Origin of the sequence: uncultured Actinomyces sp. (assembly GCF_963542285.1) — a bacterium.
In the GTDB taxonomy this organism is placed as follows: Bacteria; Actinomycetota; Actinomycetes; order Actinomycetales; family Actinomycetaceae; genus Pauljensenia.
In genome coordinates this window covers 46,011-69,955 of record NZ_CAUTWQ010000009.1, presented here as the reverse complement: position 1 = coordinate 69,955, position 23,945 = coordinate 46,011, and the positions used below count along the sequence as shown (strand labels likewise).

Below are 23,945 nucleotides of genomic sequence, written 5' to 3'. Positions count from 1 at the left end.
CCTTGGTCGCCACCAATATGGAGCAATCGAGTGGCTACGGTACCGACGAGCACTGCGAGCGCGCGCGCGACCTGATTCGAAAGGCTTGCGACGCACCCAAAGCGGACGTTCACTTCCTAGTCGGCGGAACGCAAACAAATGCCACGATCATCGACGCGATTTTGCTGCCCTGGCAGGGAGTGATTGCTCCCCACACCGGACACATCAACATGCACGAGGCCGGCATCGTTGAACGCGGTGGTCACAAGATCCTTGATATCCCCGCGAAAGACGGAAAAATCAATGCGGCCGATGTGAAGCGCATTTATTCAGCGTGGGAAGGTGATGGCGCGCGCGACCACATGATCGCCCCCGCATTGGTCTATATCTCGCAGCCCACCGAATACGGAACGCTGTATTCGCTCAAAGAACTGGAAGAACTCTCCGCTGCATGTCGCGAGCACGGCCTCAAGCTTTTCGTTGATGGTGCGCGTTTGGCCTATGCCCTGACCTCGCCGGCAAATGATGTCTCAATGGCTGATTTGGCGCGGCTCTCCGATGTTTTCTACATCGGCGGTACCAAGTGCGGCACACTTTTTGGCGAGGCCGTGGTGATTCCTGAAGGTGGCTCGATCCGCCAATTCGTCACGCAGATGAAGCAGCATGGAGCTTTGCTCGCTAAAGGCCGGCTTTTGGGTGTCCAGTTCGAGGCCCTGTTTGAGGACGACCTGTATTCGACGATTGGCCAGCCGGGAGTTGAATCAACGCGGCGAATCCGCGAAGCTCTGATCCGCGCGGGCTACGTCGTCACCATGGATTCCCCAACGAACTTGACCTTCGTTGCCCTCGATCAGGCAGGACACGAGCGCCTCTCGCGCAAGGTGCAATACGGCATTTGGGAGACACTGCCCGATGGTCGCTTGCTCGCGCGTTTCTGTACGTCGTGGGGAACCCCTGAAGAAGATGTGAAGGCATTCGAAGAGGCCCTTGCCTGAACAGTATCGAAATACTGAGAAATGACATGCCCCTGAGTGTGGGGCAGTGGAGGTATCAAAAATCCGATGACTACTCACGCTGATGCTCATTTCAGCTCTGCTGATTTCTCTGCCTTGGCGGCCTCGCGCCGCTCGACCCGCGCATACACGGATCAGCAGATTCCGCAGGATGTCCTGGACGCGATCCTCAAGGACGCAACGACGGCCCCCAGCTGGTCTAATACCCGAGCTTTCTGTGTCGCATTGGCAACGGGGGAGCGTGCGGATCGCCTGCGCGACGAATATGTGCGTCGTTTCGACCAGACCCTGGACATCCAGCACCACAAGCGCTTTGCAACGATTAAAACCGCCCTCAAGCGTGAGCTGCCCGATGGTGATTTCCCCGTCTGGAAGCCCTACCCGAAGGAACTTCGAGCCCCTCAGGTCGAGGTGGCGAAACTGGTTTACGGTGCATACGGCGTCGAGCGCCGCGACTACGAGGGACGCGACAATGCGAACCGCCGCAACGTTTCTGCTTTCAATGCTCCCGTCATGGGCTTCGTTTTCGTCCATGAAAATATGCTCCCGTGGAGCGCGATGGACGCCGGTCTCATGCTCCAAACCCTGTTCCTTTCCGCCAAGGCCCACGGAGTCGACTCGTGTGCAATCGGTGTACTTTCGGCTTGGCGCGGTCCGGTCGAGCAGGAATTTGAAATTCCCCAGCACTACAAACTCATCACCGGTTTCTGCTTGGGCTACGCAGACAGCGAGGCCCCGATCAACCAGGTGAACGCACCTCGCCCGCCGATTCAACTACTCGAGGGAAAGCAAGAAGGAAAGTAAGAGTGCCCAAACAGTACCTCTCTGTCGCATTCGCTTACGTTGGTGTCGTCATCGGCGCCGGCCTTGCCAGCGGTCAAGACCTTCTCCAATACTTCCTTTCTTTCGGAGCGAAGGGCTTAATCGGAATTGCCGTCCTCGGTGTCCTCAACATCGTCTTTGGTGTTGTGGCCCTGCAGCTGGGCTCGTACTACCGATCGGGCCACCACGACGAAGTTTTTGAGCGCATCGCCCCGCCTCTGGTTCGTCGCATTATCGACGTTGTTCTGGTTTTTTCGGGCTTTGCGATGGGCGTTGTCATGCTCTCTGGTGCGGGAGCGAACCTAGAGCAGCAGTTTGGGATCCCGGCCTGGGCGGGAAGCGCGATCTGTGCGGTTTTGGTTGTTGTGACGGCTTTCCTTGATTTTGATCGCATTATGAAAGTCATCGGTGTCTTTACACCGATGATCATTATTGCCATCAGTATCTTGACAATCTACTCGCTGCTGCGCCACCATCCGGGAGTTGCAGAACTCAATGCTGCAGCCCAGAACGTTACTCCCGCACTGCCGAACTTGTGGCTCTCAACAATCAATTACTTTGCACTCTGCGTGGTCAACGGTATTGCGATGGCTTTCGTTCTGGGCGGCTCCGTCCTGCGCATTGATGTCGCACGTAAGGCCGGGCGCCTGGGCGGTGCGCTGATCGCCCTTGTTATTGCCGCCGACGCGGTGACGCTTTTCTTGAATATGGATCGCATCTGGGACGTGGCAGTGCCAACTTTGGAGATCGCCCGCGGCATTCACCCGGCCTTCGCGCTTCTATATACGCTCATCATTTTTGCGCTGATCTACAACACGGTCTTTTCACTGTTCTACTCGACCGCGCGCAGGTTCGCGGGAGGATCAGACACTCGCATGCGAGTCATTCTGATAGGAGTGACCGTTACAGGTTATGCAAACTCCCTACTGGGCTTCAAGAAACTGGTCGGCGGGATGTATCCCATCATCGGCTACCTGGGCATCGCTCTTCTGCTGGTTCTTGCGATCGGGTGGCTGCACCGCCGCGCTTCGGTGATCCGCGAAGAGAACTTGCGCCGCAAGCTGATCCGCGTGCAGGTACGTAAGCATGCAGACGAGCTTGACTACACCGATGATGATCGCGCCGAAGCGCAGCGTCTTGCGCAAGCCTCTGTCGTTGATGGCGCAGCATTGCGCCGCGATGCCGATTCAATTGCCGAGCAGATCGTCGCCACGCAAGATGACGCCGCCGCCTATGCGCGCACGCAGCTCCCCGTTGACGAGGAGCTGGTCGCCGAGCAGATTGCCGAGGCCTTGCCGGACTCTACCGACGGAAAGTAGTTTCGGCTCGGGCTTGCCTTGGCGCGCTAGTCGTGGGCTTGGTGAGCGTCGCTTAGTACCCGCGCGCCTTCCTGGGCTTCCTTTGCGGAAGTAATCGTTCCCAAGGCAGCCTCAGCCTCGTCAAAGCGATGCGAGGCGGCAAGCCAACGTACCAGGGCAAGCCGGCTTTGAGGGGACTGCAACTCGTGGTCAAGACGTTCTGCGCGGGCGAGCCATTCGGCAGTGTCTTTGGGGGGAACAGTATCTGCCCCTTTCGCGCTTATCTCGAGGAGATCCAAGCGTACCGAGGAAAGCCCCTCCACATCACGCGCCTTGTTTTCAATCGTCTCGCGCACAGTGCTGGGCAGTGCCATCACCGGCTCCGCGTCGCCTGACTCAACCGCCGCAAGCGCATCCTCAACCTTTCCAAGCAAATCAAACGAGGAAGAATTGGTAGATTTCTCGGTGCTAAACCATGTCTGAAGGAAATTCACGATAGAAGGTAGTGCTAGCGTGTCTGATTCCTTGAGTTGGAGCACAAGGCGGGCAAGAGGATCTACCAGATCGTAGTAGCTCCGACGTTGATCAAGAAGATCCGTGAAAATAGTTGAAACAGGTTTGATCCACGCTCGTTCGCTGAGATCGCTCACGGCCTTCGCGACGCTGCGCTGTTCTGAACCTACGTGCTCAGCTAGATCTTTTACAGGTAATGGGTGATTTGCTGCTACGAGTTCTGCTATGACGAGGCGTTGCAGAGGGGAGAGATGAGCCAGTTGTTCCTGGTAATGCGGGGTGAATGCGTCAATCCGAGTGAGGAGCAGGGTGCTGAGGTCGTCAAAGTCAGCGGCGTTCAGAGCGCACCCAAGTATCGCCCACACTCGCGGTGAACCACCCGTGAGGTGAGTGATCGCGTGGATTTTAGCCATCGCATCAGGGGAGGATAAGTACTCAGCCAGTTGAGGATTGTCTGCTTCACGCGCCAGAGCACTGAGTATTTCGCGTGCTTCTCCAGGAGTGAAAGGTTCGAGTCGAATCGTGTCGAAGAAACCGAAAAAGGGCGAGGCATTGTCGGAGAGGCTGCGATCGAGACGAGTAGTGCTTCCTATGATGAGAATGCCTGTCTCGGTTTGTAAGAGGTTCCGGAGATTTTGTTGCCCCGCCTGTCCAAGCGTCTCGAAGATCTGATCAGCATTCTCCATGAAGATCGCAATGGGGCCTTCGGTGCGGATACTTCCGCGAAGTTGCGCCTCAAGTGAGCTCTTATTCGTCCGGTTTAGCTCGGTGGGGGAGAACTGGTTGAGAATCGCGGCAAGAAGACGCTCGTATGAGGTGAGCCTCCACGGACTTTCGGGCAGGCGCGCGATGCGCAAGGAAGTATGTTTTTGACGATCAACAAGTGTTTTACTACGGTGATACGCCAAGGAGATTAGGTGCGTTTTACCCGCTCCGTAAGGTCCGACAAGCAGCGTGTGATTCGGACTTGGCGTTTTCCCAAGCTTCTCAACGCGCTTCATGATGATCTTCAAAATTGGTTCACGCGCGATAAATAAGCGCTCGAGAAGGTCCTCAGGCATGAGCGAAGGAGTAAAACAGGCAAGTGGGAGGCTATTCATTGACGGTCCCACACTCCTTTCTTACGCGCCCAAATGTATTGCAGCGCAGGATAGCGCCAGCGCACCGAGCGGCCTCGGCGCTCCAAATAATGGTCCTTGACGAGATCCTCAAGGACCTCGGAGAATTCCTCGTCTTGCGTCAGTGAATCAACGGAAATCCACTCATTCGTCTGAGAAATCGTCTGACGCAGGATTTGATCTGCGACTTGTGCGCGCTCGCCGTAGTGTGGCGTCACGCGCGTGAGGTAGTGCTCGAACCAACGGAATTCGTCAGGGTCATCAATGAAATCTTCGAAGCAGTCGCGGACATCGCTGGGGGTAAAAGCAGTGTAGTGCCCCTGCGCGAGTGTTCCAACGAGCTTATGGAGCAGGAAAGGAATTCCGCCGCTCACCGTGACAAGCTCACTGACAACCTCATCACGCAGCTCTTGCCCCACGCCTAGGAGTAAGCGGCGTGCAAGCTCGTCGGCCTCGTCACGGGGGAGAGGCCCGAGCGGTAAGGATTCAAGATCGTTCAAGACTCCCTGCGTCATCTTGGTTTTGCGTAGAACATGATGGAAACCGACGGACCCTGTGACGATCCATCGTACTCGCGTCGTTTTTTGGCGAAGTGCGCGCAGTGTTTGGAGGATTTCTTCGGCAGCTCCGGCGCCTTCGCGTTCGGCAATGTTATTCACCGCCATGGGGACCTCGTCCATCATGACAAGCGGAATGACATCGTTTTCTTCCCCGTCAAGGGTGCTCAAAATATCTGTGAGTAGGACGTGCGGAGACGTCTGACGATGGTAGCTCTTAATGGTGATGGGGCTTGAGATTTCGATATCGCAGTTATCGAAGATGGTTTTGAGTTTCTGAAATGCTCGCGAAGGGAGTTTCCCGCCTTTGATGAGTGCGTCGGCAGTGCGGATGAGGAAGTCGTTTACTGTGAAGACGCCCTCGTAATCGATGAAGTAGCAGTGAAAACGCTTCTCTCGTGCGGCGAAAGTGTGCATCCAGAAGGTCTTACCCATGCGTCTGGGATCGGTGAGGAGAAGATTTGCGCCCACTTGCAGGCGCTTGCGCGCTTGGGACGTGATCGCAGTGCGGCCGACGAAGTTTGCGGGGTCTCGGTCACTGCCTGGCTGTGGTTCGATAGGCTCCAGTGCCATTATGCCCTCCAAAATACGTGAAATCTTACGTTTAATTATATGTAGAGATTGACGTACGTCAAGGTCTTTGGGAGCGAAGTTCTCCCGACTCCACCGAGAGCAAGTAGAGCTTGCGTGCAGCCCCGCCTCCGTAGTGGACCTCTCCTGAAGCCGAGGCCACGCGGTGGCAGGGAACGATCAGTGAAAGCGGGTTGCGTCCAACAGCGCTCCCAACCGCTTGGTACGCGCGCGGTGAGCCGACCTTTCGTGCGAGATCCGCGTAGGTCACGGTTTCCCCATATGGAATATCGAGAAGCGCATTCCACACCCGCAGCTGAAAGTCCGTTCCAAAGGTTGCCAAAGGAATTGCGGCAGGATCAGGGTTAATGCCCGCAAGGAATTTGTGCGTCCACTGATAGGCCTGTTCCAAGACCACTGTGTTCTGGTCACTAACTGTGCTCCCGTTTGGGGTCCACATGTGCATGTCTCCTGCGGAGGAAAGATGAGCGGGGGAAGAGGCCTCGGCCTCGGAAATCCCAAAAGGGTAACCAAAAAAGCGCTGCCCGCTCATCCATAGCGCGCTCAAGGCTCCACCGGAAGCGGCGCAGGTGATGATCCCCAACTCGCTGGCAAACGAACACAAAGCCAGCGTGGAGTCCTTCGGGATACTTGCAATACGCATAGGTTCAGACTGGCATAGTGATGATGAATATGCACGCCCCAGACATATGCATGCGTCCCCCGTAAACTATCTGTATGGAACCGTTGATGATCGCGCTGCTTGGGATGCTCATAATTGTTGCCACACAGTTTCTGGCACCCAAAGTTGGCGTCGCATCACCACTGATCCTGCTTGCTGTTGGCTTGGGGATCGGCTTCCTCCCACAGGTTGGTGCGATCGAAATTGCGCCGCACATCATCTTAGAGATTGTGCTTCCGCCACTGCTGTTCTCTGCGGCTGTGCGTATGCCGACGATGGATTTCCGCCGAGAAACACAAGCCGTGGCAATGCTTGCTATTCCGCTAGTGTTGATCTCCTCATTCGCCATTGGCTTCCTCATCAATTGGATGGTTCCGCAGATTTCACTGGCGTGGGGCGTAGCGCTGGGAGCTGTTTTATCTCCCACCGACGCGGTCGCCGTCACCATCGCCAAGCGCAGTGGCGTCTCGCACCGCATCATTACGGTGCTTGAGGGTGAAGGCCTTTTCAACGACGCCACTTCACTGGTCCTTCTTGCTGCGGCGATGAAGGCGGCTCTTGCCTCCGACAACGGTGCTCTCAATCCCGCACTGCTCACGGGGCGCGTCCTCGTTGCTCTCGGTATCGCCATTGTTGTCGGTTTAATCGTCGGTGAGGCGGGGGTTCGGATCCGTTCGATCATCAAAGATCCGACGACGGATACGGTCTTTTCCTTCGCAATGCCTTTCCTTGCTTCGATCCCCGCCGAGCATCTGAACGGTTCTGGATTGGTTGCCGCGGTCGTTGCTGGTCTTGTTGTTTCCGGTCGTCGTGCAGGCATGATTTCTGCGCAAAATAGGCGTTTTTCGCAGCAGAACTGGGCGACGATGACGCTGATTCTGGAAAGCGGGATCTTCCTTGCAATGGGCTTGCAGGCCTTCGGCATCATTGAAGAGGCCGATGGAGACGGCGGTGGATTGGTACGAGCCGCCGTGATTGCCGTCATTGCAGGCGGTCTCATTATGCTGATCCGTGCACTCTTCATTGCCCTCATGCTCACGTGGCTCGACCACCGCAGCAAGCACCGTAAGAGGCGTTACGAGGCTCAGGCCGGGCGCCTTGAAGCTTTTGAGCAGCGAATGGCGCAGGCCTGCACCGTGGACAGTGAGGTTCTGGCAAGCCGAAACCTCAGTAAAGAACAGTGGAGCAAAACCATGGCCCGCTGGCGACGCCGCCTCAAAATCGCCGAGCGGCAACGTGCAGTGCGCCGATCCGACATCGATTACTTTGAAAAAGAGCCACTTGGGCCGCGTGAAGCCAGTGTCATTATCTGGTCTGGAATGCGCGGAGCCATCACTCTTGCTGCGGCACAAACGATTTCCTCCGCAGCACCCATGCGCTCGTTCCTACTGACGATCGCACTCTTCATCGCTTCTGGCACCTTGGTTATTCAAGGACTTTCGCTGCCGTGGCTGATTCGCTTGATCAAGCCGAAGATGGCCTCTGCTGATATCAGCGAAGAAGAACGCCAACAACTTCGGCAAGTTATGAGTTCCGCACTCGTGGATACCGCTCTGGCTCAAGCAATCAAGGAAGTTGATGCTCAGACACTTTTGTCTGCGGGGGTTTCGCGAACGCTCTCACGCCTGGGCGACGTTGTCGATCTGCAATCTTCTCCTTCTTCGGAGAGCTCGAGCGTGCCTCTCCCTGACACCGATGGAGAAAACGAGGCCACTCCAGTGGAAATGAGCGGGGAAGAAGTTGAACGTTCCTTCACTCGCGATCAAATTCGCGAATTGGCACTTGAAGCCATTCACGCTCAGCGTGACGCTCTTCTTCAGGCTCGCGACGAGGGGATCTTCTCTTCAGCGGCCCTAGAAGGAGCTCTCGCTCGACTTGATAACGAGGAGATTCTTCTGGTCTCGGGTCAATCGAATTCCCACTGATCCAGGGTTTTAGCCGTCAACCAGGGGAATCCCCGATGTCACGCCACCGGTGATTTTGTTAGCCTTAAAAAGGTCAGAAATTAACGGTCGAAGGAATCCCAGTGCTCGAGCTGCGCAATATCGTCAAGATCTACGAAACTGCAAACCTGCGTCAAGTCGCGCTCAATGACGTTTCGGTTGCCTTTCGAGATAGCGAGTTCGTCGCGGTACTGGGCCAGTCGGGTTCGGGTAAAACGACAATGCTCAACGTCGTTGGCGGCCTTGACCATTTCCAAAGCGGTGACCTGGTCATCGATGGGATCTCAACGAAGGACTACAAGGCGCGCGATTGGGACGCCTACCGCAACAACCGCATTGGCTTCGTTTTTCAGTCCTACAACCTGATCCCGCACCAGACCATCTTGTCCAACGTTGAGTTGGCGCTGACCCTCTCTGGCGTTTCCCGAGGCGAACGCCGAAAGCGCGCGATGGAAGCACTGGAACGCGTCGGGCTGGCCGAGCACGTGGGGAAGAAGCCCTCGCAGCTTTCTGGCGGTCAGATGCAGCGCGTTGCCATTGCGCGCGCGCTCATTAACGACCCCGAAATCCTCTTGGCCGATGAACCGACCGGTGCTCTTGACTCAAAGACCAGCGTTCAGGTCATGGACCTCCTGCGAGACGTCGCTCAAGACCGTCTAGTCATCATGGTGACCCACAACCCGGAGCTTGCGCACCAATACGCAACGCGTATTGTCGAGCTCGCGGATGGTGAGGTTGTTGCCGATTCTCGTCCCTTCGTCCCCGGCACCGAAGAAATTCGCGAGGCCAAGCCGGTACGTCGCACCTCGATGGGCTTCCTGACCGCGCTTTCCCTGTCCTTCAATAACCTGATGACGAAGAAGGGCCGTACCCTGATGACCTCTTTCGCGGGGTCTATTGGAATCATCGGTATTGCCGCCATTTTGGCACTGGCAAACGGCACGAATGCCTACATCGCCCAAACAGAAGAAGAAACCCTGGGCGCATACCCGCTGACCATTCAAAAGAGCGGGATGGACATGTCCAGTGCCCTGTCTGTACAAGTCGAAGCCGCTAGCAGTGAGAAGCCAAGCGATGGGAAAGTCGGCGTCTCCAAACTGAGGACCCTTGCAGACAATATTCGCGACGCGAAGACGAATGACTTGGCCTCTCTGAAGGCTTTCCTCGAGGGAAACGGCGGGAATGTGAATTCTTTCGTCAACGCCATCGAATACGACTACGATGTGACGCCACAGATTTTCCAGGCCGATACTTCGAAGGACAACATCCAAGTCAGCCCTGATCAAGCGATGAATCAGATGGAAACGGGCATGCGTGGGAGCGCCATGTCCTCGATGGTGGCTACCAATGCCTTCTATCAAATGCCGCAGGAATCCTCTTTATATACCTCCGCCTACGATGTTCTTGCCGGCCACTGGCCAACTTCCGCCTCTGAAGTCGTCCTTGTTATTGATGAAGACGGCAATATGTCGAACCTGATGGAGTATGTCCTCGGTCTGAAAGACCACAAGGAATTCGACGAGCTGATGCGTCAGTACTACTCGGGCACCATTGGCGAGAAGAACTCAGCTACCCCGAGTCCTTCGCCTTCAGCAAGCGACGCCCCAGCTGCCTCGTACGATTACGACAAGATTTTGGCGATTAAGTACAAGCGCATCAATGCCGCCGCTAAGTACACGTGGGACGACAACTACAAGGTCTGGTCGGATCACTCCTCGGATAAAGAATTCATGAAGAAGCTGATCGACGAGGGGCAAGAACTTCGCATCAGCGCAATTGTGAAGCCAAATTCCTCGCATGGGGGAGCGCTGCGCCAGGGCATCGCTTACACCCCTGAGCTGACTCGCCAGATTATTCGCGAGGCCGGGGATAGTCAGATCGTTAAGGATCAGCGGGCGAACCCGAAGACTGATGTCTTCACTGGAAAGAGCTTCCAAGAGCTTGCAGATTCTTCGAAAGATCGGTCCAGTGGCTTTGATATGTCGAGCTTGTTCACTGTTGATCAAAACAAGCTGTCTGCGGCGTTTTCTATTGATCCTTCCGCCATGCAGATGGATCTGTCCTCTCTGGACTTCAGTGGAATGGATCTGTCCAGCCTTGACTTCTCGAACCTTGATCTGTCGGGGATGGACCTGTCGAATATCGATCTTTCGAAGCTTGTTCCCGCCGATGGTTCGGCTGTGCAGATCGATCCGTCAAAGCTCAACCTGGGTGAACTCAGCAAGAGTGTTCCTCAGCTGCAAAACGTTGATTTCCCTGCGATTATCCGCAAGACACTGGCCGATGGTGCGGTAAAGGATACCGCCGGAACATACCTAAGCTCGCAGGCAAGTCAGATCCTTCAGGGCTTCCAGGACTACGCACAGAACCAGATTGCCGCGGGAGGCTCCACGGATTTTGCGACGCTGGTTTCTGACTACTTCTCACAGCCCTCAGTGATCCAACAGATCAACACTGCTGTCTCTTCTGACCAGGTTGTTGACCGTCAGAAACTGATGACAAACCTGCAGGCAGCGCTTGGGGATGACCCGGCGCTTGAGTCGGTCGCCTCTCAGGTATCGACAGAGCTTGCACACCAGATTTCAGCGCAGATTGCCGCCCAGCTTGGTGGCAATCTTATGCGCGGGGTCTCTGCCGCGATCGGTCAGATCCTTCAAGAGACCATGGCGAACGCCATGACTCAGATGATGACTCAGCTTTCGGAGACAATTGGCCAGCAGATCAGTGCGACAATGAGCCAATTCGCAACGAATATGAGCAGTGCCTTCCACTTCGATCCCGAGGCCATGGCGTCGGCCTTCTCATCGAATCTTGATGAAAAGTCCCTTGCTGCGTTGATGGCGACGATGTTCTCAACGAACGTCCCCACCCTTGAGACGAACCTGCGCGATCTGGGATGGGCTGACCTGAAGTCCCCCAGCAGCATCTCGATCTACCCGAAGTCCTTCAAGGACAAGGACTCCGTCAAGGCTGTCCTAGACCAGTACAACGCAGACAAGGAAAGCGCAGGTAAGACCGATCAGGTCATTACCTACACCGATATCATGGGCGTACTCATGAGTTCGGTGACGAGGATCGTCAATGTGATTTCGTGGCTGCTCATCGCCTTTGTATCGATTTCGTTGGTCGTGTCCTCAATCATGATTGCGATCATTACCTACATTTCCGTTCTTGAACGCAAGAAAGAAATCGGTATTCTCCGCTCGATCGGTGCCTCAAAGGGCAATGTTTCTGCGGTTTTCAACGCTGAGACCTTCATCGAGGGTCTGATAGCTGGTGTTTTTGGCGTGGCAGTGACCTACGGTATCTGTGGCCTGGTCAACGCAATAGCCGAGCAAGGTTTCCAGGTGAAGAACATTGCCCAGCTTTCTCCGCTGACAGCCCTGGTATTGGTGGCGATTTCGGTTGGCTTGACCGTGATTGCTGGTTTGATTCCGGCTTCGCGAGCTTCTCGCCAAGATCCTGTTGAGGCGCTTCGTTCAGAGTAGCTGCGACGTCGACGGGCGTAAGCCTGCGTTACCCTGAAGGTATGCAGCGCTTCTGGAAGATGACCGAGATGCGCACCTGAGGAGGAATAATGCCAACGCCCAATACCCTGACAACGACGGAGAGCGTCGCTGTCCTGCTTGCGACCGGATTTGAGGAAGTCGAAGCCCTTGCGGTCGTCGATGCCCTGTATCGAGCGGGGATCCGCGCGGATCTCATTTCGATTGAAAATGAGCGCCACGTTGTCAGCTCGCATGGGGTCAAGCTCGTTTCCGACCTCATGCTTGCAGATGTGGATTTAGCGTCCTACACCGTTGTCTTCCTACCGGGAGGTATGCCCGGAACGCTTGGGCTGAAGGCAAATGAGCGTGTGCGCGCGGAATTGACGCGTCGTGCCTCGACTGGAGAAATAACTGCTGCGATCTGTGCTGCCCCTTCGATCCTGGCCGAACTGGGAGTTCTTCAGGGCAAGCGCGCCACTGCAAATCCTGGCTTCATGGATGCCTTGAGCGCGGGAGGTGCGCAGGCTCAGTCTGAGTGCGTTGTCGTTGACGGGAACATTGTGACCAGCAGGGGAGCGGGTACTGCTTTAGAACTCGGTTTTGAGCTGGTCCGCCAGCTTCTGGGCGACGAGGCAGCGCAGCAGGTCCGCGAGTCCGTCGTGTGGCAGCACTGAGGAGGCGGAATGGGTAAGCGTAAGCCTCGCCCTTGGCCGGATCCTCCCAATCCCTTGGCGCTGCCGATCATTGATAACCACACGCATCTTCCCGTCCATGAAGGAGAAATCCCACGCGCGGATGGGATCAAGATGCCCCTTGAGGAACAGCTGGAGCGTGCACGCCACGTAGGCGTGACGAGGATGATTTCCAGCGCCTGTGAGCTGCCAGCTTTTGATCCGATGCTCGAGCTTGCCCGGGCGCATGAGGGAGTCCGCGTTGCCCTCGCGATCCACCCGAACGAGGCCGCGCTGCACGCTGGGTGCGCCGATCCTTCCCCCGATGGTTTGGTTCCCCAAGTGCGTGAGTACCATGTTCCCCTTGACGAGGCCTTGTCCGCCGTGGAGGAACGCTTGAGTGACCCGATGGTGGTTGCTGTGGGGGAGAGCGGTTTGGATTATTTCCGTACCGCTGATCCCGGTCGCGAGGCCCAGAAGGAGTCCTTCCGCGCGCACATCGAAATGGCTGCTCGCCACGATTTGCCGCTGCAGATTCATGACCGTGATGCTCATGAGGACTCCATCGCCCTGCTGCGTGAGTGCGCGCGTTCGGATCAGCGCATTGTTTTCCATTGTTTTTCTGGGGACGCGCAGATGGCCGAAATCTTGGCTGAGAATGGATGGTATGCGTCTTTTGCAGGGCCAATAAGCTATCCGGCTAATGACGACCTCCGTCGAGCTTTTGCGCTCCTTCCCCCTGAACTGGTGTTGGTTGAAACGGATGCTCCCTACTTGACCCCACTTCCGTGGAGGGGCTGCCCCAATGCTTCCTATGTCATGGCATATACCGTGCGCTTTATGGCTGAGCTCTGGGGTATTTCAGAGCAGCTCGTGTGTGAGCGCCTGACGGAGAATACTGAGCGAGTCTACGGAAACTGGTAGGTCCATTGGCTCAGTGGGATAGCGCGGCGCTCGTGAACGCTCGCGTGTCGGTCGTGAGCACTTGACTTGAGGCTGAAACACAGTGGTGGGGCCTCCCTGCCGGGAGGCCCCACCACTCATGTATGGGCCGAATCTCCTTAGAGGATCTTCTTCAGTGCAGGATCCTTCCACACGCGGTTCCTGGTCAGAAGCGGATCGTTATTCGGGATCATCAGGTACTTTGTCTCAACCGCGGGGTCGCCGGAATCGCCACCGTCATTCCACGTGACGTCAACGGTCTTCCAGGTCCCGTTAACTTTCACCTGGTTCCATGCGTGTCCAGATTTAGAACCATTTCTTAGAGTGACAACACCGGTCACAACAACCGAATTGAGACCCGACTTCGTCGCCAGGAGCTGGAAGACGTTTGCGTAGCCTTCGCAGACGGTTGTTCCCTTGAAGAAAATACCGCCCGAATCGTGGTCAGGAGTGTATTCAGGCGTCAGAGTACCCGTCTGTTCCCAGACCTTGTGGCCTCCTTCCATGCCCTCATAGTTGTAGGTCGCATGGTTAATGATCCAGGAGTTAATGGTTCGGACCTTGGTTTCCTCATCCATTCCGGGCTTGATGATCTCTGCGACCACTTGGTCGGCCTTGCTATTGATCTGGCCCGAATAATCCTTGGGTGCAAGATGCTGATCGGTTGCTCCCTCAGTTCCCAAAGTGACATGAAGAATCTTGTCTGTTGGCGAGTATTTGGCGCCAATAATGAAGGGAACCAGACCGTTTTGATCTTTTGCCTCTACCAATGCATCGCTAATTCGTGAGTTAGATTCTGCTTCTGGGAACTGTGAAAGGTCGATATTTGTGTATCCCATCATCAAGTTCGCAGCGATGTATTTTGACAGCGGCGTTGTCCCCAGCACCTGCACGGGAGTATCTGGGAAGGTTCGCGCCACATTGTCGTTTGATTCCTTCTTCTGGGCTTCCTTGGTGTAGCTCAGGTTGGGCGAAAAGTAACCGGTATGTGCCTCTTCCTGATCCTTCTTCAGCTTCTGGAGATCCTCGGTGTAGGTTGATGGATCGAAGTTATTGACACTGTAGGAGCTGGTAAAGCGAGTATTTCCGATGTGGTAGACGACGTGGAGTTTTGCTTGAGGATCGTTGACCGTCTTCGGGTTTGAGCTCGTAACCCAGCTCTTTTCGGGATCGACAATCAAAGTCTGCATACGAGTGTGCCCATCGGCCATCGTCACGGGGATTTGAGCGGGAAGCTCACTTAAATTATCGAATTCCCAGCGATCCAGACCGAGCTGGCGCTGTGCGTTGGAAGCAATTTTAATAGGTGTATTTCCAAGGGTATTTCCGATATCGATAAAATCGGACATTTTCGAGATCTTCGCGTTCTTCTTCGCGATGACCGAAACTTGGGTTGCCTTGCCGTTGAGGATACGGTCGAGTTCCTCGTCTGTGATCCAGCCCTCGTGTGAGCTGCCTTTGGAATCTTCCTGGACGGTCAGGAATGCTTCCAGTGCGGTGTTCAGAGTCCGATCTCGTGGGGGTTCATCATCAGCTCGTTGATCAGAATTCCATGAGGTCTGATTTGTCGATGCAACAAGCCTTGGGCGGAGCTTAGTTGTTCCATCCGTATCGGTGGAATTGAGAAAGACGACGTAGTAGGAGTCAGCGCCTTCGACCGGATCCCATGACACGCTGAAAGTACCGTTGTCCTCCTCGTCCACTGAGATGTTTTGCGGGCGGGGAAGGAACCCCTTGTCGCTGACGCGAATGCGGCGAACAATCGGGTGTTCAAGAAGCTTGCCGGTTTGCAAGTCGTTGTATTGAACAAGGTAGTACATGGGGAGCAAGCCCCAGCCTGAAGAGCCAGTGATGTCTGCAAGAGGGCTTGCGTGTGACTGCGACTGCAGAGTGATCCACGAAGGTGAGATTGAAATACCTTCATAAGCTCCGTACGTGCTGAGCTCAAACTCTAGATCCACATCCAGTGCCGCGTCGGAATAGACCGCGAATGGGGTCGCGAACCTCGAACTTTTACTATCGGCTTCATCCGTCTTTCGCTTTTCGAAATCGGCGAGCTTGACCTTGGTGGGGATGACGAGTTGGTCGCCCTGATTGACTTCCTGCACGCCTTCGAGCCATTCGAATGCGGTGGGGTCATTCTTCTTGAGTTGATTGACGGAATCGTCAGCGCGAGCTGCGGATGGGAGTGCAAAGGAGGCAAGAGTAACAATGCTCAAGGCCGCAATGGCGCGTGCGAAAAAGCGTGAGAAGGTCATTTGATCGTTGCCTCCAGAGGTTGGACGGTCTGGCAGTAGATGTCCGGGGTGAGTCCCTTACCGTTTGTACACATCGCTAAGGAGAACTTGGTCGAATTCGGATCGCCCTGTGCGACGAAAAGGGATGAGTAGGTCTTCTGCTTATCCTCAGCCTGGTAACCGCTGTATCCCTGGGGTTCCTGAGCGTCCTTCACCTGCTGGTCATCGGAGGTGAATTGGCTGGTATCGGGGGCCTTCAACAGCTGCGCATCCACATCGGAAAGCTTAAAAATCGGGACATCATTGCGATCGCCTGAACCAGCTAGGAGTGCCTTCGCCTCATCAGTTCCAGGAAGCGGTGATGTGCTTGCGTAGAAAACCCAGCGCAGCGCGTTATCGGGCGATTCCTTTGCGCCAGTTACCAAGTTCTCAAACTTGTAGTCGATCTTGATGATTGACTTTCCATCAGTGGTCGTTTGAGGAAGTTTTGATGCGCCTAAAAGAGTGAAGTGGAAAAAACCGCGGTCAGTGCGGGCACTGACTAATTCTGATGTGCCATCAAAATTCAGTGAGTAGCTGCCAAGAAAAAGCTTTGAGTCGTCTGCGCTGAAAGTTTCCTTGCCTTCGGGCTGAGGGGAGACGGAGCTGAGGTCACGCAGTTTGTCATTCGGTGCGGTACTAAAGAAGACGGTCTTCTCGAAGCTCGGCTCTGAGCCGTCGCCCGTTGTGGATCCGGACCCACAAGCTGCCATGGATACTCCCAAGAGCACACATGTAGCAAACGCCCAAATCCCGCGGTGACGTGACATCATCATTCACGGTCCCTTCATCGAAGCGGTTGAAATCTGCCCTTATCCTAATGTTCGTCACTGAGTAAACGCCAATTTGAGCAATCAATCTCTCATGTCGTGAAGCTGGTTTTTTGTTACTCGTGTGACGAATGTGGTTAATGATGTAAATGTTTATGGTCCCCATCACTATCGCTCGCTTGGTCTATTCGGGACCCTGTAGCGTGTGAACTGTTAGTTCGCCGCAGGCTCGCATGCGAGTTGCGCTTCTATGAAGCTGCCAGGGCGAATCCTACGAAGTCTGGAGTTACGTGAATTTCCACCCCTCGCGCAAGGCAGTCATTGCTAGCGCTGCAGTTGCAGCATTTGCCGTCACCGGTATCGCCGGGACATCGGTAGCCACGTCATTTAGAGATGTCACCCTGGAAGTCGATGGTGTCTCCATCCCCGTATCGGGATTTATGGGCAAGGTCTCTGACGTTCTGTCAACTGCGGGTGTGGAAGTTTCTCCCCATGATCTGGTTGCGCCCTCCCTTCAAGAAGGTGTGACGAATGGTCAGACCGTCGTCGTGCGTCGCGCGCAACGCTACTTGGTCGATGTCAACGGTGTTTCAACTCCCACGTGGTCCACCGCTACGGATATCAACAACCTCATGAGCCAGGTCGGCACCACCGGCGCGGTGATCGCTGCTGACCGCTCGACCTCTCGCGCAACCCTTCCTGCACTTACAGCAACGGGGAATATCCGCGTCATTGCTGATGGGCAAACCCACACCGTTGACGCGCGCGAAGGCACCCATGCCTCGGATCTGCTCCAGCAGGCAGGGGTTGAGGTTTCACCCCTTGACCGCGTGACCTTCTCAAGTGATGACCAAGGTGTATTCCTCAAGGTCACCCGAGTTCAACGTGGCACGGAAGAACGCGAAGAAACTCTGCCCAAGGAAGTAGAGGAGCAAGAAGACTCCAGCCTGGCCAAGGGAACCAAGCGCGTTGTTCAGGAAGGCTCCGACGGCTCCATCAAGCGCAGCTTCTACGTGGAGCGTCGAGATGGCCAAGAGGTCGTGAGCCAGTTGCTGGGAGAAAACCGTACCGAACCGGTCAAGCAAATTGTCAAGGTCGGCACCAAGGAAACCACTTCAGCAAGCTCTTCCTCGAACTCAGGGTCCTCGGCCTCGTCATCATCGGCAACGGTGAGCGGAGATGGAGTCTGGGCAGCTCTGGCCCGCTGTGAATCGGGTGGTAACCCCACAGCGAATACCGGTAACGGCTACTATGGTCTCTACCAATTCTCTGCTTCCACTTGGCGCGCAATGGGCGGTACCGGACTGCCCTCCGAGGCCTCGGCAGAAGAACAAACCCAGCGCGCACAGGCGCTTCAGGCCCGTTCCGGATGGGGCCAGTGGCCCGCGTGCGCCCGAGCACTAGGACTTCTGTGAACGCAGCACGCCACGGCCGCACCGCTTCATGGGCACCGACGAAACGTCGCGTCCTAGCAGGTGCAGGCGCAGCCAGCCTGGCCATGTTTATGGTTGCGGGAGTGGGCATTGCCCGTGCGCATTCAACCATCAACCTTGAAGTTGATGGCATCGTCTACCCGGTTTCAACGTGGTCGCACACCGTTTCAGGGGTCCTGAGCCAAGCGGATATCGAGCTCGGTGAGCACGACCAAGTTCAGCCCGCAGCCTCGCAATACGTTGAAAACGGACAGACCATCGTCGTGCGAACGGCGAAGCCCTATACTCTGACCATTAACGGAGATCGAACAACCCTGTGGTCGACCGCGCCCTCAGCTGAAGGTGTGCTCTCAGGCCTGGGGGCGGATTCGACAAAAGCCGTTCTTGCCGTCGACCGTTCCTATTCGCGTTCCAGCCTGACTCCTCTGGTCACCCAGACGCGCACCGTCACCATTAACGTCGACGGAAGCTCGCGTCAGGTCACCGCGCGTGAAGGCATGGACACCCGGGCCATCTTGGATAAAGAAAAAATCAATCTGGGACCCCTGGACCGTGTTGAGGTGAAGAATACTGACGGCCTGACCATTGATATTCACAGGGTCTCGCGCGCGCTTGCGCCGCGAAAGGTGTCGATTCCTTTCGAGGAGCACCGTCAAGATTCCGACCAGCTTTTCGTTGGTGAAGAACAAGTCACCACGAAGGGCGTTGAGGGTGAATCTGAAGAACTGACCTGGAGTGAAAACGTCGACGGTGGGGAAGCATATGCAGCACCACTCAATTCAAAGGTGATTCGCGAACCTACCGCGCAGATTCGCTCGGTTGGAACCAAGGAAGTCACTCCCAAGGCGCTGATTGAAGCCGGTCTGGACCCGAAGGCAACGCTGGAAGAAAAGATCGAAGCTGACGGAACGAAATCAATCCGTTACCGCGCGAAGCTCGGGACGCTCTCGACGGCCTCGGAGATTACTGCAGCGGGTGGAAACTCAACTGAAGTTGCCCAGGCGATGGTCGCGGCCGATATCCCCTTGACCTATTCGGGTGAGGATCCTCGTTCTTTGGCTAAGCCCTTGGTGAGCGCTCGAGGATGGGGAGACTCCGAATTCCAATGCTTGGTTGCACTGTGGAACCGTGAGTCCAGCTGGAACCCCTACGCGAAGAATTCCTCTTCCGGTGCCTACGGCATTCCGCAGGCGCTGCCGGGAAGCAAGATGGCTTCGGCGGGTTCGGATTGGCAAACCAACCCGGTCACGCAGATCAAGTGGGGCTTGGAGTACATCGCCGGACGCTATGGGACGCCCTGCTCCGCGCTGGGGCATTCAAACTCCGTCGGATGGTACTGATCCTTTAGGATGGGAGCGTGACTTCTCCCCGTCGATATTCCACGCCGAATGTGCCCAGTGACGCCCAGCCCAGCGAGAGCGGGCTACTTGGCCCTATTGAAGTGCATGCGATTTGCCAGGCACTGGGGGTGCGCCCAACCAAGACGCTCGGACAAAACTTTGTTCACGATGCCGGTACTGTTCGGCGCATCGTGCGCGACGCGGGAATTGGTGAGGGAACACAAGTCATTGAGGTAGGTCCCGGGCTGGGTTCGCTGACCCTTGGACTTCTTGAAGCGGGGGCACAGGTACGCGCCATTGAGATCGATCCGGTGCTTGCCCGTGCGCTTCCGGTGACCGTTGCGCAGCGGATGCCCGAGGCTGGGCAGCGCCTCCACGTTATCAATCGCGATGCCGTTCAGATCAATGGCCTCGAAGACTTTGAGGATGAGTGGCCCGCACCAACGCACCTGGTGGCGAATCTTCCCTACAATGTTGCGGTTCCCTTGCTGCTCTCCATGTTGGAGTCCTTCCCCTCCTTGGAGTCGGCATTAGTAATGGTTCAGGCCGAGGTTGCCGATCGCCTGGCTGCTCAGCCGGGTTCGCGTACCTACGGAGTTCCTTCGGTCAAGGCCGCGTGGTACGGTACCGCGACTCGCGCGGGAACTATTGGGCGCTCGGTATTCTGGCCCGTTCCCAACGTAGATTCAGCGCTTGTGGAGCTGCAGCGCTCGAAGACCCCGCGCGGGGATGTCTCCTTGCGTCTTGCCACTTTCGAGGTCTGCGATACGGCATTTTCTCAGCGCCGAAAGACCCTGCGCGCCGCTTTGAAGAACTGGGCAGGCAGCGCCGAGGCCGCGCAGGAGCTGTGCGATCGCGCTGGCGTAGATTCCTCAATCCGAGGCGAAAAGCTGGGGATTGACGATTACGTGCGTCTCGGTTCAGTTTTGCTTGACATGCGTGCTGAGGGCAAGATTCCTCTTCCCGAGCAGGATCGTTACGCGAAAGAGCGTCGCGCTGCTGAAGACTTGAGACAAGCAACGCAGGACAGCGAGCAGGGCGGGGTGGAGCAACCCTGTGCGTGAGGTACGTGCATCGGCACCCGGGAAGGTCAATATCATCCTTCGCGCGGGTGCCCCGGATGCTGATGGATATCACGAACTGGTGACTGTCTTTGAATGCCTGAATGTTCGTGAAAGCGTGACCGTACGTACTTCAAAGTCCCCCGGTATCCACATTGAAACGGTGGCGTACGGTGTCGATGGCTCGGTAGATGAGGCTGCAACAGCTTCGATGGCAGATCTTGATCCCACCACCCATTTGGCGTATCGCGCAGCACGTGCGCTTCAGAAACTGGCTGCAGCCGGTCCTTGGGCTCAAACCGCTGCCGGGGTGAGTATTCACGTTGATAAACGCATCCCGATAGCCGGAGGAATGGCCGGGGGCTCCGCTGATGCCGCCGCTGCTCTGGTTGCTTGCAATGAGCTGTGGGGATTGGGATTGACGCTTGAACAGCTCTGCCAGATCGGCCGAACTTTGGGCGCAGATGTACCGGCCTGCATCATGGGCGGAATGACTCTGGGGCAGGGGAGAGGGGACCGCTTGACCTCCTTGCTTGATCCGGATCAATCGTTGTGGCCGTGTCATTACTGGGTGATGGCGCGTGCGCACCACGGCCTGTCGACCCCCGAGGTTTTTCGAACCCTTGACCAGCTGAGAGAAGGCGGCGTTCCAGCACAGTTGAGCGAGGCCGAGAAGCGAGCGCTTTGCGCAGATGCCGACACACTTGCTTCAGTGCTGTGCAATGACCTGACTGCCCCGGCTCTTCACTTATACCCCGAACTTGAAACAACGATTCGCGATGCGAAGGACGCGGGTGCCTGCGCAGCAATCCTTTCGGGGTCGGGACCGACCATTGCTGTCCTCGCTCGTGATAGGGAACATGCCGGTGAACTCGCTGAAGCTCTTGAGACAAGCAGTGAAGTCAGCGCAGTCCTACCGACCTCCGGCCCCGCAGTGGGAGCAATCGTAGAAGAAGAGGAGAGCTAAGAGTGGCCCACTTACTGGGGACGCAGTCACTGGGAGCCCTTGCTGGTTCGCGCCAATTACTCGCGGACGTGGATATCAGCGTCGAAGACTCTTCTCGGATCGGTATTCTTGGTCCCAATGGAGCGGGAAAATCAACGCTTCTGCGTTTGGTTGCCGGCCTACAGCAGCCTGATGACGGTCGAATCATTACCCGCGATGGTCTGCGCATTGTCATGCTTGAGCAGGGTGATCATCTTGACGATGACGCGCGCGTGATGGACGCGGTGCACCCCGGACTTGAAGAATACGAATGGGCATCGCAGCCCGCAATTCGCGATATCCATGCCGGTTTGCTTTCTGATATCGACCTGCACGCTCGGGTCGGAACCCTTTCTGGTGGGCAACGTCGCCGTGTTGATCTGGCGCGAGTTCTTGCGCTGCCTTCCGATGTTGTCTGCTTGGATGAGCCGACGAACCATCTGGATGTGGAAGGCGTCGCCTGGCTTGCTCAGCATCTGAATGCGCGTTTTGCTCGTCCGGGTGCAAGCGGCGCACTCATTGCGGTCACCCACGACCGCTGGTTCTTGGACGCCGTGTGCGAAACGATTTGGGAAGTCGTTCCCGGGATCGATCCGGGCGGCTCTCGGCCCCAGATTCCTGGGCACGTTGAAATTTACGATGGATCCTACGCTGCCTACACTCTGGCCAGGGCGGAACGTCTTCGCCAAGCTGATGTCGCTGCGAAGAAACGCGCAAACCTATTGACAAAGGAATTGGCCTGGCTGCGCCGAGGTGCCCCCGCGCGAACTTCCAAGCCAAAGTTCCATATCGCCGCCGCTGAAGCGTTGATCGCTGACGTTCCCCCACCTAGGGACAGCGTCGAGCTGGTGAAAATGGCGACCGCACGCCTCGGGAAAGACGTAGTGGACCTAGAGGACGTTACCGTCACCTTCCCAACTCCAGAAGGCGGCCAACGCACCATTCTTGACCACGTGACGTGGCGCCTCGCTCCTGGCGAACGAGTCGGCGTGGTTGGCGTGAATGGCGCGGGGAAAACGACGATTCTCAATCTGCTTCGAGGCGATCTGGAACCGACCAGCGGGCGCGTCAAGCGTGGGAAGACCGTTCAGGTGGCCACGCTTTCGCAGGACACCCACGAGCTTGATGATCTTTCAGATATGCGCGTTGTCGAGGCCGTCGATCAGGTTGCGCATAGCGTGATCGTTGACGGCAAGGAAGTCTCCTCTTCGCAAATGACTGAGAGGATGGGCTTTACTCGAGAGCGTGCATGGACCAGGATTTCAGAGATTTCCGGTGGTGAACGACGACGCCTTCAGCTGATGCGCCTGCTCATGGCTGAACCGAATGTCCTTCTTCTTGACGAGCCGACGAACGACCTGGATACGGATACTTTGGCGGCAATGGAAGACCTACTGGATGCCTTCCCGGGGACTTTGGTTGTCGTCAGCCACGACCGCTACCTGCTTGAACGAGTGACTGACCACCAAGTTGCGCTTCTGGGGGATGGAAGCTTGCGTGCCCTTCCCGGTGGGGTAGAGGAGTACCTTCGCATTCGCGAGGCCGGCGCCGCTTTCGCCACGGATGCTTCCACTAGCGGTGAAAGCTCGGTGCGCCCTAGCCAATCTGGACATGCATCTGGTGCAGAATCCTCAGGCAGTGCGAAGAACACGGGGATGACGGATTCGGCGGCCAGGCGAGCGGCGAAGAAAGAAGCCGCGCGATTGGAACGAAAGATTGAAAGTCTGCGCACGCGTCTGGAAAAGGTCGAGGCCGAGCTTGCCCTTCTGGCTGAAAAGGTCGCAACGGATCCTTCTGCTTTGAATGAGATGACATCGTTTTCTGTGCAGTCCGCGGATTTGCGTGCCGAAATTGAGGAGCTGGAAGAAGCCTGGCTGGAAAACGCCGAGCTGCTTGATGACTGATCAATAAGGCTGATCCAAAGGATACGCAGAGGGGGAAAATAGCGGGTCCTTTGGTGATATTCGCTTTGATCAGCGCAGGCTTGCCTTAGGTCAATAGCAGGGTGGAATGTTTCGTAAATACTCCTGCATTTCGCGTGTTGATGTGCCGTAAAGTGGCGGTATTTCGCGGAAAAATAGGATGTAGTGGATTTTGAATTTAATTACGTCATTCTTGGAGTGTCTTCATTTTTTATTTCGACTCTTCAAGGAGAACATCATGACGACCGTCGACCTCCCCTTGGTTCAGGACTGCTCCGTTTCCGAGTGCTCCTACAACAACAATGGTTGCGCTGCCGGCGCCGTCACCATCGGCTACGGACGCACCTGCTCCACCTTTGTCCCGCTGTCTGTTCGTGGCGGTCTTGGGCGCAAGAACCCCGTTGTGGGCGCCTGCCAGAAGGCGGATTGCTCCTTCAACACCGATCTTGAGTGCACCGCCTCTGCGATTCGCGTGGGCTCGACCAGTGCTGATTGCCTGACCTACCAGGCTCGCTGAACATAGCGTCATTAGGGGTGTGGCCCGCAGGAATTCCTGCGGACC

18 protein-coding genes are annotated in these 23,945 nt (G+C 56.2%); 13 read left to right on the top strand and 5 right to left on the bottom strand.

Annotated features, from left to right (window positions below; translation table 11 throughout):
• Nucleotides 1-2 precede the first annotated feature (2 nt).
• The 3 genes from RW023_RS05435 (at nucleotide 3) to RW023_RS05425 (ending at nucleotide 3,133) form a co-directional block, all read left to right on the top strand.
• On the top strand, nucleotides 3-974 hold the full coding sequence (locus RW023_RS05435; RefSeq protein ID WP_315580245.1) for an aminotransferase class I/II-fold pyridoxal phosphate-dependent enzyme: 972 nt from the start codon (nucleotides 3-5) through the stop codon (nucleotides 972-974).
• 66 nt (nucleotides 975-1,040) lie between these two features.
• Entirely contained in the window at nucleotides 1,041-1,796 is a 756-nt protein-coding gene (locus RW023_RS05430; RefSeq protein ID WP_315580244.1) for a nitroreductase, read from the top strand.
• A 2-nt stretch (nucleotides 1,797-1,798) separates the two neighbouring features.
• Nucleotides 1,799-3,133: a hypothetical protein gene (locus RW023_RS05425; RefSeq protein WP_315580243.1), complete on the top strand. Its 1,335-nt coding sequence runs from the start codon at nucleotides 1,799-1,801 to the stop codon at nucleotides 3,131-3,133.
• A gap of 26 nt (nucleotides 3,134-3,159) precedes the next feature.
• Here the strand turns inward: RW023_RS05425 and RW023_RS05420 are convergent, their stop codons facing one another.
• Genes RW023_RS05420 through RW023_RS05410 form a run of 3 tightly spaced genes read right to left on the bottom strand, consistent with a single transcriptional unit; the run spans nucleotide 3,160 to nucleotide 6,534 of the window.
• Nucleotides 3,160-4,725, bottom strand: coding sequence for a hypothetical protein (locus tag RW023_RS05420; protein WP_315580242.1), 1,566 nt, complete (start codon nucleotides 4,723-4,725; stop codon nucleotides 3,160-3,162).
• Nucleotides 4,722-5,873, bottom strand: coding sequence for a hypothetical protein (locus tag RW023_RS05415; protein ID WP_315580241.1), 1,152 nt, complete (start codon nucleotides 5,871-5,873; stop codon nucleotides 4,722-4,724). Before RW023_RS05415 ends, RW023_RS05420 begins: the two co-directional genes overlap by 4 nt.
• A gap of 58 nt (nucleotides 5,874-5,931) precedes the next feature.
• On the bottom strand, nucleotides 5,932-6,534 hold the full coding sequence (locus RW023_RS05410; protein WP_315580240.1) for a methylated-DNA--[protein]-cysteine S-methyltransferase: 603 nt from the start codon (nucleotides 6,532-6,534) through the stop codon (nucleotides 5,932-5,934).
• A gap of 74 nt (nucleotides 6,535-6,608) precedes the next feature.
• On the opposite strand from RW023_RS05410, the gene RW023_RS05405 reads away from it, so the two are divergent.
• From RW023_RS05405 to RW023_RS05390, 4 genes are all read left to right on the top strand, one after another.
• Entirely contained in the window at nucleotides 6,609-8,477 is a 1,869-nt protein-coding gene (locus RW023_RS05405) for a sodium:proton antiporter (protein WP_315580239.1), read from the top strand.
• A gap of 101 nt (nucleotides 8,478-8,578) precedes the next feature.
• Complete coding sequence (locus tag RW023_RS05400; RefSeq protein WP_315580238.1) at nucleotides 8,579-11,983, top strand: ABC transporter ATP-binding protein/permease; 3,405 nt, start codon at nucleotides 8,579-8,581, stop codon at nucleotides 11,981-11,983.
• Nucleotides 11,984-12,072: 89 nt separating this feature from the next.
• The gene (locus RW023_RS05395; protein ID WP_315580237.1) at nucleotides 12,073-12,657 is read left to right on the top strand and encodes a DJ-1 family glyoxalase III; all 585 of its coding nucleotides are present in this window, start codon (nucleotides 12,073-12,075) and stop codon (nucleotides 12,655-12,657) included.
• Nucleotides 12,658-12,666: 9 nt separating this feature from the next.
• Nucleotides 12,667-13,578 carry a TatD family hydrolase gene (locus tag RW023_RS05390; RefSeq protein WP_315580236.1) on the top strand — a complete coding sequence of 304 codons (912 nt, stop codon included), beginning with the start codon at nucleotides 12,667-12,669 and terminating at the stop codon, nucleotides 13,576-13,578.
• Between the two features lie 137 nt (nucleotides 13,579-13,715).
• On the opposite strand, the gene RW023_RS05385 is transcribed toward RW023_RS05390, so the two are convergent.
• The gene (locus RW023_RS05385) at nucleotides 13,716-15,854 is read right to left on the bottom strand and encodes a transglutaminase-like domain-containing protein (protein ID WP_315580235.1); all 2,139 of its coding nucleotides are present in this window, start codon (nucleotides 15,852-15,854) and stop codon (nucleotides 13,716-13,718) included.
• The gene (locus RW023_RS05380) at nucleotides 15,851-16,585 is read right to left on the bottom strand and encodes a hypothetical protein (RefSeq protein WP_315580234.1); all 735 of its coding nucleotides are present in this window, start codon (nucleotides 16,583-16,585) and stop codon (nucleotides 15,851-15,853) included. Before RW023_RS05380 ends, RW023_RS05385 begins: the two co-directional genes overlap by 4 nt.
• A gap of 347 nt (nucleotides 16,586-16,932) precedes the next feature.
• On the opposite strand from RW023_RS05380, the gene RW023_RS05375 reads away from it, so the two are divergent.
• The 6 genes from RW023_RS05375 (at nucleotide 16,933) to RW023_RS05350 (ending at nucleotide 23,900) form a co-directional block, all read left to right on the top strand.
• On the top strand, nucleotides 16,933-18,057 hold the full coding sequence (locus RW023_RS05375) for a transglycosylase family protein (RefSeq protein ID WP_315580233.1): 1,125 nt from the start codon (nucleotides 16,933-16,935) through the stop codon (nucleotides 18,055-18,057).
• Nucleotides 18,058-18,185: 128 nt separating this feature from the next.
• Nucleotides 18,186-19,415, top strand: coding sequence for a ubiquitin-like domain-containing protein (locus RW023_RS05370; RefSeq protein ID WP_399499405.1), 1,230 nt, complete (start codon nucleotides 18,186-18,188; stop codon nucleotides 19,413-19,415).
• Nucleotides 19,416-19,432: 17 nt separating this feature from the next.
• Nucleotides 19,433-20,479 (top strand): 16S rRNA (adenine(1518)-N(6)/adenine(1519)-N(6))-dimethyltransferase RsmA, encoded by a 1,047-nt coding sequence (gene rsmA, locus RW023_RS05365; RefSeq protein WP_315580231.1) that lies wholly within the window; start codon nucleotides 19,433-19,435, stop codon nucleotides 20,477-20,479.
• Entirely contained in the window at nucleotides 20,472-21,443 is a 972-nt protein-coding gene (locus RW023_RS05360; RefSeq protein WP_315580230.1) for a 4-(cytidine 5'-diphospho)-2-C-methyl-D-erythritol kinase, read from the top strand. Before rsmA ends, RW023_RS05360 begins: the two co-directional genes overlap by 8 nt.
• A gap of 2 nt (nucleotides 21,444-21,445) precedes the next feature.
• Nucleotides 21,446-23,365 carry an ABC-F family ATP-binding cassette domain-containing protein gene (locus RW023_RS05355; protein ID WP_315580229.1) on the top strand — a complete coding sequence of 640 codons (1,920 nt, stop codon included), beginning with the start codon at nucleotides 21,446-21,448 and terminating at the stop codon, nucleotides 23,363-23,365.
• A 256-nt stretch (nucleotides 23,366-23,621) separates the two neighbouring features.
• Nucleotides 23,622-23,900: a DUF1540 domain-containing protein gene (locus RW023_RS05350; RefSeq protein WP_315580228.1), complete on the top strand. Its 279-nt coding sequence runs from the start codon at nucleotides 23,622-23,624 to the stop codon at nucleotides 23,898-23,900.
• The last annotated feature ends 45 nt before the right edge of the window (nucleotides 23,901-23,945 follow it).